The following is an 18,842-nucleotide window of genomic DNA, read 5'->3' on the forward strand; positions in this document are numbered from 1 at the left end:
GAAAACACTGCGAAGTGATCAGTCCTCAAAACGCTTCGCACGGCTTTCATAGATTGAAACAATAAATAATCCAATCGCGGCAAAGCCAAGACATTGCAGACCCAAGGCAAATTTGCCCCATTGCTGGTGCTGTTCTGGCAAATAGCCAAACAGGGTAATTAAGGCAATGATGGGAATGACCCGGCTCAAGGCGCTAAAGCCATTTGCATAGGGATTGGATTTTGAGATTTTCAGGCGAAAATGGTGCAGTAAATGTACGACAATTCCAATCGCTAAACTCACCCCAACAAATACTGGATCTAACTGGTCCACAGTCGATGCCGCATAAATAAAAATACAGGTCGCGATGACAACGATGAGTTTGATTTGACGGCTACAGCGTTCCGAATACCAAAATTCAAGCATGGGGTGAACCCGAATCTGATTTGTTCTGATTGAGCAGGGATAGTGGAGAAAACAGGCAAATCGCCAGTGCCATAAATGCAATGCCTTGTGCACCCGGAATCAGGATTTCACCCTGTTGCATATTCATAAAAACTAAAGCAATCAATAAGGCAATTGGAATCCAGGTCAGTAATCTATACAGCAAACCGGTCGGGTTTTTGCTGGAAAAGTGGATTTTGCAGTAACGGCAGATCAGAAAAATGATGCCGGTACCGACAAACATCAGAATCGAATCTAAGGGCAGTGGTTCCATCCAGTACAAGCCTGCAGCTGTCGCTGCAATCACAATAAAGATCAACAGTTTTTTGAGAACAGATACCTGCGGATTAAACCAGAACTCAAGCATAATGATGAAAGAATAGAAGAGATAATCGGCACTTTAGCATATTTTGAGTATAAAAAAGCGAGGCCTTTGCCTCGCTAAATTACGCGATTTTCTCAGCTATTTTTTTGTGGACCCCAGTCATATATTTTCTTCTGATAGGCATACCACATCATCCACAAGCCAATCAGGATCATTGGTAGGCTCAGGAATTGTCCTTTGCTCATCCAGCCAATAAACAGTTGGCCATTGTCCGGCTCACGGAAGAATTCAACCACAAAACGTGCCAAGCCATAACCGATCAGGAACAGCGCAGAAACTGCCATACGTGGACGTGGCTTCGAGCTGAACCACCACAGTATAATAAACAGGATCAGGCCTTCACATAGTGCCTGATAGAGTTGAGATGGATGACGAACCAGTTGCAGCGGATCGATCGGAAAGATCATGCCCCAGGCAAAGTTTGGGTCGGTGACCTGACGGCCATACAGTTCGCCACCAATAAAGTTACCAATTCGGCCAAACATCAAGCCTGTCGGTACGCAAGGTGCGATAAAATCCAGAGTCTGGAACCAGGTCATCTTATATTTCTTGCACCACCACAACATGGCCAGAATGACCCCGAGGAAACCGCCATGGAAACTCATACCGCCGGTCCAGATCTGGAACAGCCATAAAGGATCGGCCAGGAACTGAGAAAAACCGTAGAAGAAGACATAACCGACACGGCCACCGATGATCACACCGAGTGCACCGAAGAAAATCAGGTCAGACACCATATCCGGTGTCCAGCCACGTTGTTTGGCGCGAAACGTCGCCAATCCCCAGGCAAATAAAAATGCCAGTAAGTACATCAGTCCATACCAGTGGACTTGTAAGGGCCCGAGCGAAATCGCGACGGGATCAATATTGGGATAGGTGAGCATTCCTGTTCCTTGTGATTCTGTTTTGCACAGATTTTAGCTTAAAGCAAAGAAAAATGTTGTACATTCAATGTGTAAAGATCGAGAGCGTAAATTATGTGTATCGTGGCATTGGCTTGGCGGGTTCTGGATCAGAGCTCATTATGTCTGATTTCAAATCGGGATGAGTTCTATCAGCGTCCTACGCAGGAGCTGCATGAATGGGAGAATAGTCCGATAATTGCCGGACAGGATCTACAGTCGGGCGGCACCTGGATGGGGATTACGGCTTCCAGTCGCTGGGCGGTGATTACCAATTTTCGTGATGGGCAGGACAAAGGGCATTATCCGACTTCACGTGGACATATCATCCAGAACTTTTTAGATTCTGACTTAACGCCGATTCGTTTTGCTCAAGATCTGGAACAACGCCAGTGTGACTATGCCGGCTTTAACCTGTTTATCGGCGATCAAGATCAGGCGGTGTATATGAGCAATCGCGGTGAAGCACCACAAGTACTGGCCCATGGCGTCTATGTGGTTTCGAATGGCCTGATGAGTGAAGACTGGTACAAGACCCGACATTTACGTAAACGCTTTACCCAGGAATTTTTACCGATGCTGCAACACCAGGAGATCGCAGAAGCAGATTTGTGTCATGCAGTCTGGGATATTCTGGAAGATGAACGTAAGGTGATTCCTGAACTTCTGCCAGATACCGGCATCTCCGTGGAAATGGAACAGCTGCTGTCTTCGACTTTTATTCAGAGTCCGGCCTATGGCACCCGATGCTCCAATTTTTTGAGAATGCAGCAGGGACGATGGCACTGGATCGAGAAGTCACAACAAGGTGCGACCGCAGGTCAAACTATTGAGAAAATAATTAGCCTGAAATAATCACCGGATATAAAAAATGCCGACTAGAAGTCGGCATTTTTGAATAACAGCTTTTTATACGGTCGCTTGTTCCAAAGCTTCACCCGCAATGGCACCGCCATCTTTACGGGTAATGACCACAGTCGCAGAGCGAGGTACTTTGCCTAAACGGCTATAACGCTCGCTTTGGTTGGCTGGCCATGCACCCCCTGGATGCTGAACGTTGACAAAGATCGCTTTGTAGTCCGGGGTAATAGTCACGCCGGTAATTTCACAACCCGATGGACCAGTCAAAAAGCGACGAACACGATCATTACTGAGTTTGGCACCAACAAAGGTTTCCTGTCCTTCTGCCTTGGTACTGGCGGCAATCACTTTAGCACCATCACCCACAGTACCCGGAAGTGCTGCCAGCATCATACAGTTGGTTTCATCGGTGTACTGACCATCATCGGTCTGAATCCACAGAATCCCGCGCGGATCGAACCACATGCCGTCCGGGCTGGAGAAGTCATTTAAATCATCCAGACCTGACAGGTTGATGTTAGAGGCAGCACGTGCTTCTGCACCGAACAGGAAAATATCCCAAGCAAAACTTGTCGCTGTAACTGTATTTTTAGCTTCACTGAAACGAATGATATGACCATTCATATTGCCTGAATTGCTGGCGCTTGAACCTTTAAAGTCGATGTAGCTACGTGGGTTGGCAGCATCAGTTTCATATGCACGACCACGGTTGCTGTTGTTGGTTAAGGTTACATACACTTCACCATTTTCGGGATTCACGGCAACCCATTCTGGACGGTCCATTTTGGTCGCACCAACATGGTCAGCAGCAAGACGGGCATTGATGACGATGTCATCCTGGCCTGCAAATGGATAGATTTCATTGGCAGTAGTTAAACCATTTTTGCCATGAGTCAGTTCTAGCCATTCACCTGTACCGTCATCATTGAATTTAGCGACATATAATGTCCCTTTATCCATGTATTTATCACCAGCAGTATAACCACCATTGACGTCTTTCGGATCCCAGACGGCTTCAGAAACAAATTTATAGATATATTCGCCGGTCGCGTCATCACCCATATAGAACGCTAATGGCTGACCCGGAATAGGGTTGCTACAGCGGCAGTCTTCGTGTGCAAAACGACCCAGTGCAGTACGTTTAACTGGACGTGTAGTCGCGCTAAATGGATCAATTTCTACAATGAAGCCACAAGTATTCATGACATTACGATAATCTGCTAAAGCATTTGCGCCTTTAACTGAAATATCCCAACGATCATAAAGTCCTTTATCACCGGTTAATTCAGCAACAGGAGTATTCCAGCGGTATTGAGACGAACGGGCATCAGTACCACCACGACCATAACGAGATAATGAAATTTCTTCTTTTGCAATAGCGCGGGTGTCGTTGGCTTGACGAGCGAAATAACCACTCCAGTTTTCTTCAGCCGTTAAGTAAGTTCCCCATGGCGTATAACCATTACCACAGTTGGCAAAGGTACCGCGAGTCAATGTTCCATCTGGTGAGAAAATAGTTTTGACGAGGTCAGAACCACGCGCTGGTCCATTAATTTCCATCTCGGTTGCTGCAGTGATACGACGGTTAAAATTAGAATTTAAGTTGATTTTAACGTCTTGTGTATTTGCATCTTTGCTGATCTCAATAACAGAAACACCATGCGCATTCACTTCACGGAGTACCTGATCTTCTGGACGTACGCCATCGATGGTAATTGTACCTTCTGGTGTATGGAGCTGAGATTGTTGTAGATATTCGTGGTTTAAAACAAGTAAACCTTGTGTTGATTCTTTCGCAGCATAATTTTTGTTGGTTGGATGCATACCGAAGAAGCTCATACCATCATGGTTATCGCCTGAACGGAACTGGTAAGAGGCACCAGAAGCTAAGGTCGTATCGGTCTTTTCTGGATAAGCAGGGTTGATTGGATCGCCTACTGCATACAATACTTTAAGCTCATAACCTTCAGGAACACTGAAGAAGTTTTGGGTATTCTTGCGAACCGGCTCAAAGGCTAATTTATTCGGACGTGCTTTTAGGTCACTCCATGCATGTTGATCTGGGCTGGTGGTGTCTGGCGGTGTCGTTGGATTACTGTCAGGAGTACCAGAATCATTATCATCATCTGAACAACCACTTACTGTTGCCGCAAATGCTAATGCCATTGCCCCACTTGTAGTTTTCGCAATAAAGCTACGACGGCTAGTATATTGGTCCAGAATCGTTTGGAAGTGCGTGTTATTTGAGTTGTTACTGTCTTCAACCAGATCCTGGCAAGGTATCATATCTTCGTTTTTCATTTTAAAGTCCCAATTAAAAAATAAGTGCTTGGTGATGTAGAAGTTTTCAATACCTTAAGCCTGGGATGTGACAGTAATCTTAAGAAAATGTTGCATTAAAGTTAAATAAATCAGTATTTTATTGAAATTTAGAAAATAAAAAGACAGCCAGAGCTGCCTGAGTAAATCGATATTTTTTTTGTTTTGGCTGGTTATTATTATTATTATTCGGTCTTTAAACGACGTTTTTCAATCAGTTTCCCTGCCAGCAAACCCAGTTCAAACAGCAGCCACATCGGGACAGCCAGCATGATCATTGACAGGGCATCCGGGGGCGTCACAAACATTGCTACAAAGAAGCAACCCACAATAATAAAGCGCCGTTTCTCTACCAGAGTCTGGGTCGAAACTGCGCCAATCAAGATCAGAACCAGGGTAATAATGGGAATCTCAAAAGTAAAACCAAAGACCAGAAACAGCTTTAAACAGAAGCTAAGATAACTGTTGATGTCGGTCATCGGGGCTACAGTTTCAGGCGAAACACTGATAAAAAAATGCAGAATCGAGGGCAATGCCACAAAGTAGGCAAAGCTGATGCCGGTATAAAAAAGTACGATACTGCCGATCAGAAGCGGCAAGGCCAGGCTCTTTTCCTTGGCATACAGCGCAGGCTTAATAAAGGTCCAGAGCTGATACAGGATGAACGGCATCGCGATCATCAGCGCGACAAAGAAGTTCAGCTTAAAAGGTGCCATGAAGGTTGCAGTGACATCCGTGGCAATCATGGTTGAACTGGCAGGTAGCTGTGCACGCAACGGTTCAGACAACCATTGATAAGTCTGATTAGCAAAGGGTAATAAGCAGAAAAACAGGCCAATCAGGACAGCAACCACTTTAAACAGATGCTTTCTTAAGATGATCAAATGCTGGGTAATCGGCATCTGTTCAAGATTCAGCGCTGCAGAATCATTTGAGGCGGGTGTGGTCGGTAAGGATGTCATACGGCCACCTTCATTTTTGTATAGCGTTGTTCTGAAATCACGGTTTGAATTGCTGTAGGCTTGGGTAAATACACGGGGGATACAGGCTGTATCACCGGTTGATAGCTGAGCAAAGGCTGAGCAGACAGAGGTTTTATTTTTAATTGATCCGCTGCAATCGGCTGCTGCAAATCTGTCATTTGTGCCTGCATCTTGGCTTCCAGTTCCTGAATCCGTTGCATTTCAGCCTGCATCTGTTCACGTAGCTCAGACAGGCGCAATTCACGATCAAGATCATTCTGAACATTGCTCACCATACGCTTGATCTTGCCGTACCATGTTCCGACAAAACGTACTGCTTCCGGAAGCTTATCTGGCCCAAGAACCAAAAGTGCAATAATTCCGAAAATCAGCAGCTCGGTCATTCCAATATTGAGCATAGCGAACTCTTAACTTTTAACCGAATGTTCAGGAGTTTTGACCCGGGCATCAATGGTGCGTGGCTCTGCAAGCTTGACCTGTTCAGCCTCTTCATCTTTGACTGATTTTTTAAAGTCTTTAATCGCGCCGCCGACGTCTTTACCCAGATTTTTAAGTTTCGATGTACCGAACAATAAAATCACCACAATTGCAAAAATCAGCACATGCCAAATTGATAATCCTGCCATTATTTTATCCTCTATATTTCATGTACCTATCTCAGCAGGCTTGTATGACAGCGCGGTGACGCTTTGATGACAGTTTGCCGACACGGCAGCAGGGGAATGAATCACTCATATAAAAAAAATCATAATTCAATGAAAAGTATGCTGTGCTAGCATACAGCCTGATATGGAAATCTCAGCAGCATTGTCATGGCCTTGATTCTTCCCCTCCTGTCTTTTCTGATTGGTTATTGGGGTGTGCAATATTTAAAACCGATTCGACCTCTCTTGGCGTCTTTATTGGCCCGAGTACTGATTCCTGTACTGATTATCTACAACATGGTGTTTTATCAAGAGGGCAGTTTGTGGCTGATTGCCTTTGGTTTTTTCTGTTCCTGTCTGTTTTTTGCCCTATTTTATTTCACCTTGAAAAATAAATTACGTGCCTTATGCCTGAGTTATTTAAATGGGGCGTGGCTGGGGATTCCTTTTGCACTGGCGGTTTTTGGACCGCAAGCGACCAGTACCGTGGTGGCGCTGTATATTGGTGGTTCCTTGTTTGGCAATGTCTCTGCAGTGATGGCAGTTAGTGAAGCCAGACAAGATAGTAGCTATATTTTAAAAAATGTACTGCTCTCACCACCTGTGGTGGCACTGTCGGTGGCAGCGCTATTATCATTTTGGGATTTGAGTCACTGGCAGCAAGTGCCTTGGATAGAGATACTGTATCAAGCCAATAAAGTGCTGGTGACTTTTAGCGGCATGTGTGTGCTGGGAATGTGGCTAAGCAACGTGCGCATCAGCCGCTTCGATTTAATGCGCAGTCTGCAACTGATTTTTTATAGAGGGCTGTTTGCGGTTTTGCTGTGTGTTGCCGCCTATTATTATTTACCTATTCCACAGCAGACGCTGACTTATGCGGTGATGCTGATGTTCTTCTTATTGCCGCCTGCAGCCAATATTGTGGCACTGGAAACCCATTATCAGGGAACGGGCCATTCCGCCAAATATATTGCTTCGGGGACTTTGGCCAGCGCGATCTTGATTGCTTTATATGGGGCAGTGGTGCATGCGTTGATGCCAGGATTATAAAAAACATAAAAAGGTCCTCTTACCCCTAGGGAGAGAGTTAGAGAGGATGTAAAAGCTTTAGAAGGATGATTTTCCCTCTTCTTTTAGGAGATGAGAAACGCTGTTTCGCAAGGGGAGAGGTGTATTTTAAAAATCCCTCACCCCAGCCCTTTCCCAAAGGGAGAGGGGGTAATGAGAGGAGAAACTTACTTCTCCAAACTCTTCTTAAACAGCTGCATCGCTTGCCCACGATGACTGATTTTATTCTTTTCTTCCTTGCTCATTTCTGCACTGGAAATCCCCAGTTCCGGTAACCAGAACAACGGGTCATAGCCAAAACCATTTTCACCACGCGCAGCTTCCAGAATTTCCCCATGCCAGATACCCTGAAAGACTTGCGGTAAAGGATCTTCAGCATGCTGTACCAGTGCCAGTACACAAACAAACATGCCTTCAATCGCGTCACCCTCTTGGCGTAAGGGTTTGAGATCGGCCAGCAGTTTTTCATTATTAGCGGCATCGTTGCCATGCTCGCCGGCATAACGAGCCGAGTAAATGCCGGGAGCGCCTCCAAGAACCGGCACACAAATGCCTGAATCATCTGCAATAGCAGGTTTTCCGGAAATTTTAGAAGCATGGCGAGCCTTAATAATCGCATTTTCTACAAAGCTTAGACCATCTTCGATCGCATCTTCGATATTCAACTTGCCCTGGGCCACGACTTCAACAGGCAGTTGTAGCTCGGCAAACAGTTTTTCAAACTCGGCAATTTTACCTTTGTTATTACTTGCCAATACCAGTGTGCCTTGGGATAACCAGTCAGTTGCAGCCATGTCAAAAACTCATTATTAGATAAAGAATGGGTGCTATTTTAGCAACGGATGAAGAATATGCGGCAATAAAAAAGCACCCGAAGGTGCTATTTATACCATTCAGCTTATTGTGCCTGAATCCATCTGTCGGCACGATCACGCGCCTGACGGATCTGCTCTTGGGTCAGGTTGGCCGCTAAGGCAGTTTTTCTGCCTTCCGATAGCGTAATTACCTTATTGTCGAGCATGCCATCACGGGTAGACAGTTCATACCACTGGTACGCGCCCATGTAGTTTTTCTTTTTCTCTTCCATCATTGCCAGGTTAAAGCTGGCACGGTTATCGCCACGGCTGGCCGCTTTTTCAAAATACTGACGCGCCAGCGCTTCATCTTTTCTGGTACCAATGCCATCGGCTAGCATACGGCCGACATTTAGCTGAGCAACTGCCAGACCTTGATCCGCAGCAGCTTTATACCAGGCAAAGGCCTGTCGTTCATCTTTCTGTATATCTTTACCATACTGGTATTTGGTGGCCAGATAAAACTGTGCACCCGCCTGACCGGCTTTCGCCGCTTTGGTCAGACTATTGATATCCATGATGGAATACTGAGCCGCTTGACTGGCAACAGATGGACTAGGTGCAACATAATCTGCATGGGCTTGCATGCCAAAAAGTCCCGCCAGTAGCGTCGTACTTAATAATAATTTTTTCATAGCGCGCTCACTCGATAAATTGCGACTTCACCAAATAGATTAGGGAGATGCTTGCTCAGCAAACTATCTTCTTGATTCCCGTTCACAGCGAGTCGATTAATAATTTTGATATTATTTTCCGCACAAAGTGCTTCAAAATCACGAAATGTACATAAGTGGATATTCGGGGTGTTATACCACATATACGGCAAGGCTTCAGAAACCGGCATTCTCCCTTTGATTGCCAAGAAAGACCGGGTCTTCCAATGTGCAAAGTTCGGAAAGGTAATAATGGCCTGTTTCCCCACACGCACCATATCACGCAATAATACGTCAGGTGCATCTACAGCCTGCAAAGCTTGTGCCATGACCACATTGTCAAAAGACTGGTCGGCAAAACGGCTTAAACCAAGGTTTAAGTCTTGCTGGATGATATTTAACCCGCGACTGACTGCAATTGCAATCTTTTCCTGATCAATTTCTAATCCATATGCACGAATATCGTGCTTTTTGCTCATTTGTGCCAGCAGTTCACCATCGCCACAACCAAGGTCGAGTACGCTAGAACCGGGCTTAATCCACTTTTCAGCGAGTTGTTGATCGATACGCATTATACGGCCTCCTTTGGTGTTGCTTTCAGGTGTTCTTCACCTCCCAGGAATGCACGCAAAGATTTTACATAGAGCGGAATAGGGAACAGGAAAGAGTCATGACCCTGTTCGGCATCAATATCCAGATAGCTCACAGGTTTGTGATTGCTGATCAAGGCATCCACGATTTCCTGCGAGCGGGCAGGAGTAAAACGCCAGTCAGTCGTGAATGACACCACCAGGAATTTGCACTGGGTATTGGCCATGGCTTTTTTGAGCGACTGTTCATATTCACGCGACGGATCAAAGTAATCCAGTGCCTTGGTCATGATCAGATAGGTATTGGCATCGAAGTTACGGCTGAACTGCTCACCTTGATAACGCAAATAGCTTTCGACCTGAAATTCAACGTCAAAGCCATACATAAATTTGCCTGATTTCAAATCGCGGCCAAACTTCTGTTTCATGGCTTCTTCGGACAGGTAAGTAATATGACCGACCATACGCGCCAGAATCAGGCCACGTTTTGGATAGCTGTCATTTTCCAGATAACGGCCATTATGGAAATCTGGGTCTGACAAAATCGACTGACGTGCTACTTCGTTAAAGGCAATATTCTGTGCAGAAAGTTTCGGAGCGCTGGCAATAATTACGCATTTTCTTAAACGGTTTGGATAATCCACTGACCATTGCAATGCCTGCATGCCACCCAGTGAACCACCAATGATGGCATCCCAAGTATCAATCCCTAAACGATCAGAGAGCAGGGCTTGGGTTTTGACCCAATCGCGGACCGTAACCAGTGGGAAATCCGGGCCATAAGGACGGTTGTCATTTTCAGGGTTTGGCGAGATCGGGCCGGTAGAACCGCTACAGCCACCAATATTATTCAGTGAAACCACAAAGAATTTTGAAGTATCAATGGCTTTGCCGGGGCCAATACATGAATCCCACCAGCCGGCTTTTTTATCATCTGCATGATGATAGCCTGCGGCATGGTGATGACCGGAAAGGGCATGACAAATCAGAATGGCATTGGACTTATCGGCATTGAGTTCGCCATAAGTTTCAACCATCAGTTCAAAACGTGGGAGGATGCGACCGCATTCAAGCTCTAACGGCTCTTCAAATTGGAACTTTTGTGGGACAACAATGCCCACTGAGTCAGCTGGAAAAGACACGGGGAGGATTCGCCTTAAATCTTTAGTATGAATAATAAAAGGATACCATTTGCCGGTATCCTTCTAAAGTCATTTTAGTGCTATGAATTATCGCAAATTCTAATACAGCCGTTTAGACCGCAGCAGCAATCACCTGATCAGTGCTTAACACACCCTGATCAATCAGGCGGTTGGTCGAGGCAATAATTGCTTCGATAGAAGAGGTCACGATGTTGTCATGTACTCCTGCACCAAAGGCAGATTTACCGGTACCTTTCACCTGAAGTTCGATCAAGGCCAAGGCTTTGGCATGGGCGCCAGAACTGATGCTGCGCTCTTCATAGTTTACGACATCAATCGGCAACTGAAGTGCATCCAAAATCGCAGAAATTGGACCATTGCCTTCACCACGAACACGACGTGACTGGCCATCAATTTCAAGATCAAGCTCAATCACCTGATTGCCATTATCATCTGACAATTTGTAGTTTTTCGCAGAATAGTGAACGTTTTTAGCATCCACATAGGTTTCCTTGAACAATTTCCAGATTTCGGTCGCGCTGATTTCAGTGCCTTGCTCATCGGTACGTTTTTGTACGATCTGAGAGAATTCAATCTGTAAACGACGCGGCAAGATCACGTTGTAGTTGGATTCTAACAAGTAGGCAATACCACCTTTACCTGACTGTGAATTGACACGGATCACTGCGTCATAGTCACGGCCCAAATCTTTCGGGTCGATTGGCAAGTACGGCATATCCCAGATTTCTTCGTTTTTCTGGAACTCGAAACCTTTTTTGATGGCATCCTGATGCGAACCCGAGAATGCAGTAAACACCAAATCACCGGCATATGGATGACGCGGGTGCACAGGTAAACCGGTACATTCTTCCACAGTCGCAATGATTTCATTGATGTTGGAGAAGTCCAAGTTTGGTGCTACACCTTGGGTATACATGTTCAAGGCAATCGCAGCCACGTCGACGTTACCGGTACGTTCGCCATTACCAAATACACAACCTTCGACCCGGTCAGCACCAGCCATAATTGCCAATTCTGAAGCGGCAATACCACAGCCGCGGTCGTTGTGGCAGTGAACTGAAATGATCACGCCATCACGACGCTGAATGTTACGGTGCATCCATTCGATTTGATCGGCATAGATGTGTGGACCTGAAACTTCTACCGTTGCAGGTAAGTTTAAGATCACTTTATTCTCTGGAGATGCTTCCCAGATTTCAGTGACGGCATCGCAGACATCTTTCGCGACTTCTAATTCGGTTGCAGTAAAACATTCAGGGCTGTACTGAAATACAAATTCAGTTTCCGGCTGTTTTGCGGCATATTCTTTTACTTTCTGTGCAGCATTAATGGCTAACTGTTTTGCACCTTCTACATCAACATTTAAGACTTTGTTGCGGAATGTCGGCGAGTTGGAATTATAGATATGTACAATGGCACGTTTTGCGCCTTGTAAAGATTCAAAGGTACGTTGAATCAAATGATCACGTGCCTGAACCAATACCTCGATATAAACGTCATCTGGAATATGACCTTCTTCAATCAATTTACGGGTGAAATCGAAGTCAATTTGCGATGCAGACGGGAAGCCGATTTCAATATGCTTGAAACCGATTTTCACCAACATCTGGAACATCTTGAATTTCTGCTCCATGTTCATTGGCTCAAAGATCGCTTGGTTACCGTCACGCAGGTCGGTACTCATCCAGATTGGCGCTTTGTTGATTTCATTGTTCGGCCATTGACGGTCTGGTAAGTCCACACGTTGATACATGCGACGGTATTTTTTACTTGGATCAGCCAACATCATGAGAGAGCTCCTTATGCTAACTTGGGTACCGTAATCTTGGTTAAAGCGGTGCGTGGGTCAGCGGCATAGATTTTGTCTATTCATTGGGTTTTAGTGACAGTCTGGTTCAAACCTGAAATATGGTCTAAATATTGGTGGTTTAGCTTCACCAAATGCACTAAATGCCTTACTTATAATTTAAAGTTTAATCCACTTATCCCGAAAAATTTTTGCTATTTTTATGGATTTTAGTCGTATGGTAATAAAGATTTTCTTATAAACCTTAAGAATTGAAAAATATTTTCACTTATTCTAAATATTGTATTTTATATTTTCTTAATTTGGACATAATGCGTTATTTATTACGTTCAATTGTGCCACAACGCAGTATATTTTGATAAACAATAAATCCAATGATTTTCAAAGATCATTGATCTCAGGGCATCTTTTAAAGTTCCGCCCATTTACGCATTAAATTATGATACAGATTGGTCAGTTTCATGACCTCTGCATGCTGATCGCCCAGCTGCATTCTCAGGTTTTGAATACTCTGATCCAGATTAAACAGCATATGCCGCTCTGCATCATCACGGATCATGCTTTGTACCCAAAAAAATGAAGCAATTCGACAACCGGCAGTGATTGGCGTGACTTCATGCAAGCTGGTCGATGGATACAAAATCATATCGCCGGCAGGCAATTTTACTTCGTGATAACCGTAAGTGTCTTCGACTACCAGTTCACCACCGACATATTCGTCCGGCTCACTTAAAAAAACCGTACAGGATAAATCCGTTCTGAGGCGTTCATTGCTGCCGCGAATACGACGAATCGAATTGTCGACATGAAAGCCGAAAGATTCATTATTTTCATAGCGGTTAAAAAGCGGGGGAATAATATCCAGTGGAATCGCCGCCGATAAAAACAGAGCATGCTGTCCCAGCGATTCAAGAATGATCGTACTTAAATGCTGGGTCAGGGGATGATCTTCAGGTAATTGCTGATTCTGTTTCACCGTCGCAGAGAGCGTACCCGCGGTAACCTTGCCATTGACCCACTCAATCTTATTCATCTCCTCACGGAAATATTGCACCTGTTCTTTGCTCAGTACATTTGGAATATGATGCAGCACGAGAAACCCCTGAATAATCGTCTTTTAAAAATAACATAGCCCCCATCAGGAGGCTATGCGGTTGCATTGAATTAATATTTAAAGTTGACTGCTAACACTGCACTACGGCCTTCTGCTTCGGTCGCATAATGAGATGAATAGGCTTTTGTGAAGTAGCGTTCATCAGACAGGTTGTTGACGTTTAATTGCAAATCAACATTTTCATTCACGTTATAACGCGCCATGGCATCATAGCGAACATAGCCCGGTACAAACTTGGTATTAGTAGCATTACCATAGACTTTGTCCATTGCGACGGCACCAGCACCTAGGGTTAAAGCAGGAGTTACTGCATAAGTAGTCCAAAGGGTTGCACTGTTTTTCGCGACGTTTTGAACCTGATTACCATTACTTCTATTGGAAATGTAGATTGGAGCTGCTGTAGTGCCAATATTTTCATAACCACCATCAACTAACTCACTGTCTAAATAAGTATAACCAGCAGAAACTGCCCATTTATCCGTGATATTACCGTTTACGCCTAGCTCAATACCATCGACACGAGTTTCACCAATATTACTTGTGGTGCCATCATCTCCGGTCGCACGAGTATTGGTTTTTTCCGTGCGGAAAATAGCTGCAGTCAGGTTGAGCTTATCATTCAAGACATCCCATTTAGTTCCTAACTCCATGGTCCGGACTTCTTCAGGTTTAAGATTATTTATTGCAGCTGTAATCCCTTCAGAACCATCGCCACCATCTACACCGACTGGATTAGACGAAGTCGCATAACTTGCATAAATACTGCCATTTTCAACTGGTTTAAAAGTAAGACCGGCTTGATAGTTGATGAAATCTTTATCATTTTTAATCGTAACTTGATCGCCAGCACTTGCTGTAATCGGTGTATTGTTTGCACCAGTAACTGCATTATTTCGTGCACCATAAGTCATGGTTTGCTCAGTTGAGTAGTCATCCCAACGAACGCCTAAATCTAAAAGCCACTGAGGGGTGAATTCAATACTATCCAGAAAATAAACAGACTTTGATTTGCTCTCGATATTGTAACGGTCAGCACCATTGGTACTTAACATACCTGTCCATGGAGCACGGTTAGGGTTCTGTACAGAAGTACACCAACCTGATGCAATATTGGTGACATCACCGCAAGCAGCATACGCGCTACCTGTCGCATTTAGGCCATTAATAATATATTGCGTACGATCAGTTTCCTGATCTGAATATTCGGCACCTAGATTAAAACTATGTTTAAGCATACCGGTATTAAATTTACCGGTTAAAGCAAGTTGGTCGGTAAAAGCATCAGTATCTGCTACACGTGAGTTGGCACGTGCCCAAACATTTCCTGTTAATTCACTTGTAAAACCTGCTTTGTTGTAAAAGTTACCCTGAGAGTCATCTGGATTGGTCCAAAGGTAATCATTCTTAGAGTTGCCATACACAGCAGTATTGCTAATGGTTAGATTGTCAGTTAAGTCATGTTCTAATTTGATGGTTCCGATCTGATTTTCTTGTTTTTGGAAATCACGATCTTTCCAGCCGTAATATTGACCTTGTTTAACGTCAATTGGCTTGCCATTTCCATTTAATGGACGATAGTCAGTTGCTGTTGCAGTTCTTGGAGCAGCAAATGGGTTGTTATACGGGATACCTGAGTCAGGCGTATCGTCCGATTTTAAGTAGTAATAACTGAGAGTCGTGCGAGTAGGGGTGTCCAGACCAAAGCTAATACTCGGTGCAATACCGGCACGTTTATATTCTGCACCGTCTTTCTGGCCGGCTTTTTCATTTTGATGCCCCATGACTGCCACACGTGCCGCAATACCATTACCAAAGTCTTTGTTACCATCTAAAGTAATACGTTGATAATTATCTGTGCCGCCAGCGACCGAACCTTCTAGAAAATCGCCTGCTTTAGCGACTTTAGAAATCATGTTAATGCTACCGCCAGTGGTGCCTGCACCGCCCATGGCAGAAGCAGAACCTTTGGTCACTTCAACTTGTTCTACCGCAAACATTTCACGGTTTTGTTAGGTGGCATTACGAACGCCGTCTACATACATCGAACTTTCAGAGTTATAACCACGAATAAATGGACGGTCACCATTCGGATTACCACCTTCACCTGCACCCAAGGTAATCCCCGGAACTGTACGCAGTGCATCAGCTAAAGTCGTCACTTGTGTATCGGCAATCAGCTGTTTTGAAATCACTGAAACTGACTTGGGGGTGTCGAGTAAAGGCGCAACAAATTTGCTATTCGCAGATTGATCTACTTTTAAGCTGGGTGCTTTTTCAGCTTTGACTTCTTGATGAATAGTCTCTAACTGGATCACCTGTTCTTCTGCCATCGCAGATGCAGCTACCATTGATAAAGATGAAACAATTGCAGAGGAAACGATTTTTTTACGTGTTTTAATGAAGGTCATGTTAAACCTAATAAATGAATGCTAAAAATGTATGCGAATAATAATGATTCTTGTTTTTATTTTTATCTTTTTATCATGGGAATTCATGATCTTTAAGAAAATATTAAATGAGTTTTTAAATGTAATGATATAACAATATCTACTTAAGTTTTTGATTTTAATAAATATTGAAAAATTAATCTGATTATTAAATTTTTATTGAGAATAATGATGTCTATAAAGGGACATAAATTAGGGATTTTTCGTGGAGTACTAATCTAGCGATAATAAAAAACCCTGCCAGGGCAGGGTTTTAAATAACTTTCACTTAAATATTAGAAGTCATATGAAACAGATAGCCAGTAGTTACGGTCTGGAATATAAGTACCCGCTAAACCACTCGTCGTTTTAGTATATAGGAAAGCATTTTCAACTTCGTTATCACTATTAATAAATGACTTATAGTCGCCAAAGTCTTTGTTCAATAAGTTATTCACACGACCTGAAACAGTAACTTGATTGTTGACTTTATAAGATGCACCTAAATTAAATAGCTCATAGCCTTTTAACTTATTGCCGACAGCATCAATTTCACGACTTACATTGACATCGCTTAAATCAGGATCTATGAAACGTACACGGTCAGATTTATATTCAGCTTCTAACCAGGTAGTGAACTTATCATTCACATACCAAGTTCCTGTGAAGTTCAAAGCGTGACGAGGTGTATTTTCAATAGGATTACCTTTATTTTCACCTTCGGTAATTTCAGACTCTAACCAAGTATAGTTTGCTTTTACATCAAAGCTTGGAGAAATTTCATATTTAGCACTAAGTTCCACACCGTAGCTTTCAGCTTCGCCTGCATTGCCTTTAAAGCTAAAGTTTTGCTGATTATCAAAACTGCCTACAGTCATGCAGTTGTTTGCAGGTGCTTGTCCTGTTGGGCGACCTGCCCATAAACAGTTTTCAACGACGCGTGCATCACTGATGATAATATCTTTAAACTGAGTAAAGAACGCAGTGGTAGCTAAAGAGAAATTAGACAAGTTGTCGTAAACGAAACCAAGTTCATAGTTTGTGGTTTCTTCAGGCTTAAGATCTGGGTTGCCCAAAGTCACGTTTCGGCCTTGTGAGCTAAAACCATTGATTCCATTATGAAGGTCATTCGCTGTTGGAACTTTATAGCCAGTACTTATACCACCTTTTAAAATCAACTGATCATTGGTGTTCCAAACTAAATATGCGCGAGGTGTAAAGTGACCACCAAAAGCACTATGGTCTTCGTAGCGACCACCGAAAGTGAATGCAAGAGAATCCGTTAGATTCCATTCATCCTCAGCGAACACAGACCAAGAATCTTGTTTAAAAGCAACTCCATTACCTGCTGAGTTATCGATGGTTTCACCATCTTTATATTCAACACCAGCTGTAAGTTTATGGTTGCCAAGTGTTGAAATAATACGAGAATCAACGGTTAGGTCTTTATTTTCTAAAATACGATCTTGTGTACCATCTGAATAATAATTGTATTCAGGTACATTTCCTTTTGGAAGACGACGGCCTTCTTGTTCAGAAGAAACATAGTTTGCAAATGTTTTCCATTGACCTAAGCTAAGCTCAGCATCTACACCTGCCGAAATACGATCTCTTAAGAATTTGATCTCGTCTTTATATGAACCAATTCCTGATGGTAAACCTGTCGTACGGTTGAATTCGTAAAGTTCACCTAAACGGGCATCACTATTATCAAAACGTTGTTTAGCATGATCAAAGTCTACCCAAGTAGAGACATTATCATTTACATTTAGCGTAAGTTTTGTACCCACAGCATAATTATTTGCTTCTACTGTACGTGGGTCACGACCTTGGCTACCTTCATCAATAGTTTTTGCGGGGGTAACAAGTCGATCTGATTGATCGCGGTGGAAAAACTCGCCACGTACTTGTATACCAAGTTTATCTTGAATCACTGGACCATTAACAACTGCACTGGTTTTCCAGTTATTACCAATATCAGAATTTTCTTGAATATTCTGTTCAACAGAAACGTTACCATTCCATTCTGATGCAACTTTCTTGGTAATAATATTAATGATACCGCCCATGGCATCAGAACCATAAAGGGTAGACATAGGACCACGAATGACTTCAATACGTTCAATAGAAGCTAATGGTGGCATAAAGCTTGTACTAAATTCACCAAAACCATTTGGACCAATTGAACCAGAAGTATTCTGACGCTGACCATCGATCAAAATAAGAGTGTAAGATTGATTCAGACCACGCATTTGGATATTTAAACCACCAGTTTTGCCTTGGCCATTTCGTACGTCGACACCTGGTACTTCACTGAGCGCATCTGCAATACTGGTAATACCTTTTTTCTTTAATTCTTCTGCGGTTACTACACTAATTGAAGCAGGCGCATTTTTAATATCTTGTTCAAAACCCGCCGCCGAAACCACAATCGTAGACATTTGATGTGTTGTTGTAGGAGTCGCTGTCTCGTTCACAGTCTCTGCAAAAGTAGATGTTGCTGTAACCCCAAGAATTGCCAATGTAAGTGGACGAAGACTAAAACTATGCATGACCAGATTCCCGAACCGAAGAATAAATTAGTATTGTTGCTCAAATAAGAAACTGGATATTAATGATAGTATTTATCATTTGCAATAAAAATATACAT

At 43.5% G+C, this 18,842-nt stretch carries 16 protein-coding genes and 1 pseudogene; 2 read left to right on the plus strand and 15 right to left on the minus strand.

The window, feature by feature from the left end; all coding sequences use genetic code 11:
* Nucleotides 1-18: 18 nt before the first annotated feature.
* From WFH18_RS02290 to lgt, 3 genes are all read right to left on the minus strand, one after another.
* Nucleotides 19-405, minus strand: a complete 387-nt coding sequence (locus WFH18_RS02290) for a hypothetical protein (protein ID WP_336754569.1) — start codon at nt 403-405, stop codon at nt 19-21.
* The gene (locus WFH18_RS02295; protein ID WP_191112037.1) at nt 398-790 is read right to left on the minus strand and encodes a hypothetical protein; all 393 of its coding nucleotides are present in this window, start codon (nt 788-790) and stop codon (nt 398-400) included. The genes WFH18_RS02290 and WFH18_RS02295 overlap by 8 nt, the downstream gene beginning before the upstream one ends.
* 92 nt (nt 791-882) lie before the next feature.
* Nucleotides 883-1,692, minus strand: coding sequence for a prolipoprotein diacylglyceryl transferase (gene lgt, locus WFH18_RS02300; RefSeq protein ID WP_336754570.1), 810 nt, complete (start codon nt 1,690-1,692; stop codon nt 883-885).
* Between the two features lie 93 nt (nt 1,693-1,785).
* On the opposite strand from lgt, the gene WFH18_RS02305 reads away from it, so the two are divergent.
* A complete protein-coding gene (locus WFH18_RS02305) occupies nt 1,786-2,565 on the plus strand; it encodes an NRDE family protein (protein WP_191112039.1) in 780 nt (259 codons plus the stop codon).
* A gap of 54 nt (nt 2,566-2,619) precedes the next feature.
* Here WFH18_RS02305 and WFH18_RS02310 read toward each other — a convergent pair whose 3' ends face one another.
* The 4 genes from WFH18_RS02310 to WFH18_RS02325 all read right to left on the minus strand — a co-directional run bounded on the left by WFH18_RS02310 (nt 2,620) and on the right by WFH18_RS02325 (nt 6,499).
* Nucleotides 2,620-4,872, minus strand: a complete 2,253-nt coding sequence (locus WFH18_RS02310) for a PhoX family protein (protein WP_336754571.1) — start codon at nt 4,870-4,872, stop codon at nt 2,620-2,622.
* Between the two features lie 203 nt (nt 4,873-5,075).
* Nucleotides 5,076-5,852 (minus strand): twin-arginine translocase subunit TatC, encoded by a 777-nt coding sequence (tatC, locus tag WFH18_RS02315; RefSeq protein WP_071852257.1) that lies wholly within the window; start codon nt 5,850-5,852, stop codon nt 5,076-5,078.
* The gene (gene tatB / locus WFH18_RS02320; protein ID WP_071852258.1) at nt 5,849-6,271 is read right to left on the minus strand and encodes a Sec-independent protein translocase protein TatB; all 423 of its coding nucleotides are present in this window, start codon (nt 6,269-6,271) and stop codon (nt 5,849-5,851) included. Before tatB ends, tatC begins: the two co-directional genes overlap by 4 nt.
* Before the next feature lie 9 nt (nt 6,272-6,280).
* Nucleotides 6,281-6,499, minus strand: a complete 219-nt coding sequence (locus WFH18_RS02325) for a Sec-independent protein translocase subunit TatA (RefSeq protein WP_336754572.1) — start codon at nt 6,497-6,499, stop codon at nt 6,281-6,283.
* Between the two features lie 186 nt (nt 6,500-6,685).
* Between WFH18_RS02325 and WFH18_RS02330 the strand changes: the two genes are divergently transcribed.
* Nucleotides 6,686-7,567 carry a permease gene (locus WFH18_RS02330; protein ID WP_336754573.1) on the plus strand — a complete coding sequence of 294 codons (882 nt, stop codon included), beginning with the start codon at nt 6,686-6,688 and terminating at the stop codon, nt 7,565-7,567.
* Between the two features lie 185 nt (nt 7,568-7,752).
* On the opposite strand, the gene rdgB is transcribed toward WFH18_RS02330, so the two are convergent.
* The 8 genes and pseudogenes from rdgB to WFH18_RS02370 all read right to left on the minus strand — a co-directional run bounded on the left by rdgB (nt 7,753) and on the right by WFH18_RS02370 (nt 18,744).
* Nucleotides 7,753-8,379 (minus strand): RdgB/HAM1 family non-canonical purine NTP pyrophosphatase, encoded by a 627-nt coding sequence (gene rdgB / locus WFH18_RS02335; RefSeq protein WP_313564150.1) that lies wholly within the window; start codon nt 8,377-8,379, stop codon nt 7,753-7,755.
* A 104-nt stretch (nt 8,380-8,483) separates the two neighbouring features.
* The gene (locus WFH18_RS02340) at nt 8,484-9,074 is read right to left on the minus strand and encodes a tetratricopeptide repeat protein (RefSeq protein ID WP_004647420.1); all 591 of its coding nucleotides are present in this window, start codon (nt 9,072-9,074) and stop codon (nt 8,484-8,486) included.
* On the minus strand, nt 9,071-9,664 hold the full coding sequence (gene metW / locus WFH18_RS02345; protein ID WP_004278415.1) for a methionine biosynthesis protein MetW: 594 nt from the start codon (nt 9,662-9,664) through the stop codon (nt 9,071-9,073). Before metW ends, WFH18_RS02340 begins: the two co-directional genes overlap by 4 nt.
* A complete protein-coding gene (gene metX / locus WFH18_RS02350) occupies nt 9,664-10,824 on the minus strand; it encodes a homoserine O-succinyltransferase MetX (RefSeq protein ID WP_071852261.1) in 1,161 nt (386 codons plus the stop codon). The genes metW and metX overlap by 1 nt, the downstream gene beginning before the upstream one ends.
* 112 nt (nt 10,825-10,936) lie before the next feature.
* A complete protein-coding gene (leuA, locus tag WFH18_RS02355) occupies nt 10,937-12,634 on the minus strand; it encodes a 2-isopropylmalate synthase (RefSeq protein WP_004278413.1) in 1,698 nt (565 codons plus the stop codon).
* A gap of 427 nt (nt 12,635-13,061) precedes the next feature.
* On the minus strand, nt 13,062-13,745 hold the full coding sequence (locus WFH18_RS02360; RefSeq protein WP_224216997.1) for a Fe2+-dependent dioxygenase: 684 nt from the start codon (nt 13,743-13,745) through the stop codon (nt 13,062-13,064).
* Nucleotides 13,746-13,816: 71 nt separating this feature from the next.
* Nucleotides 13,817-16,174, minus strand: a pseudogene (locus WFH18_RS02365) (TonB-dependent receptor).
* A gap of 314 nt (nt 16,175-16,488) precedes the next feature.
* A complete protein-coding gene (locus WFH18_RS02370; protein WP_336754574.1) occupies nt 16,489-18,744 on the minus strand; it encodes a TonB-dependent receptor domain-containing protein in 2,256 nt (751 codons plus the stop codon).
* Nucleotides 18,745-18,842: the final 98 nt, after the last annotated feature.

The sequence above is a fragment of the Acinetobacter sp. USHLN143 genome, from assembly GCF_037145695.1.
Classification (GTDB): Bacteria; Pseudomonadota; Gammaproteobacteria; order Pseudomonadales; family Moraxellaceae; genus Acinetobacter; species Acinetobacter fasciculus.

What these genes read in the sequence shown, in the direction of transcription:
- WFH18_RS02290 (WP_336754569.1), bottom strand. Translation starts at nt 405, where the DNA reads ATGCTTGAATTTTGGTATTCGGAACGCTGTAGCCGTCAAATCAAACTC.
- WFH18_RS02295 (WP_191112037.1), bottom strand. Translation starts at nt 790, where the DNA reads ATGCTTGAGTTCTGGTTTAATCCGCAGGTATCTGTTCTCAAAAAACTG.
- lgt (WP_336754570.1), bottom strand. Translation starts at nt 1,692, where the DNA reads ATGCTCACCTATCCCAATATTGATCCCGTCGCGATTTCGCTCGGGCCC.
- WFH18_RS02305 (WP_191112039.1), top strand. Translation starts at nt 1,786, where the DNA reads ATGTGTATCGTGGCATTGGCTTGGCGGGTTCTGGATCAGAGCTCATTA.
- WFH18_RS02310 (WP_336754571.1), bottom strand. Translation starts at nt 4,872, where the DNA reads ATGAAAAACGAAGATATGATACCTTGCCAGGATCTGGTTGAAGACAGT.
- tatC (WP_071852257.1), bottom strand. Translation starts at nt 5,852, where the DNA reads ATGACATCCTTACCGACCACACCCGCCTCAAATGATTCTGCAGCGCTG.
- tatB (WP_071852258.1), bottom strand. Translation starts at nt 6,271, where the DNA reads ATGCTCAATATTGGAATGACCGAGCTGCTGATTTTCGGAATTATTGCA.
- WFH18_RS02325 (WP_336754572.1), bottom strand. Translation starts at nt 6,499, where the DNA reads ATGGCAGGATTATCAATTTGGCATGTGCTGATTTTTGCAATTGTGGTG.
- WFH18_RS02330 (WP_336754573.1), top strand. Translation starts at nt 6,686, where the DNA reads ATGGCCTTGATTCTTCCCCTCCTGTCTTTTCTGATTGGTTATTGGGGT.
- rdgB (WP_313564150.1), bottom strand. Translation starts at nt 8,379, where the DNA reads ATGGCTGCAACTGACTGGTTATCCCAAGGCACACTGGTATTGGCAAGT.
- WFH18_RS02340 (WP_004647420.1), bottom strand. Translation starts at nt 9,074, where the DNA reads ATGAAAAAATTATTATTAAGTACGACGCTACTGGCGGGACTTTTTGGC.
- metW (WP_004278415.1), bottom strand. Translation starts at nt 9,664, where the DNA reads ATGCGTATCGATCAACAACTCGCTGAAAAGTGGATTAAGCCCGGTTCT.
- leuA (WP_004278413.1), bottom strand. Translation starts at nt 12,634, where the DNA reads ATGATGTTGGCTGATCCAAGTAAAAAATACCGTCGCATGTATCAACGT.
- WFH18_RS02370 (WP_336754574.1), bottom strand. Translation starts at nt 18,744, where the DNA reads ATGCATAGTTTTAGTCTTCGTCCACTTACATTGGCAATTCTTGGGGTT.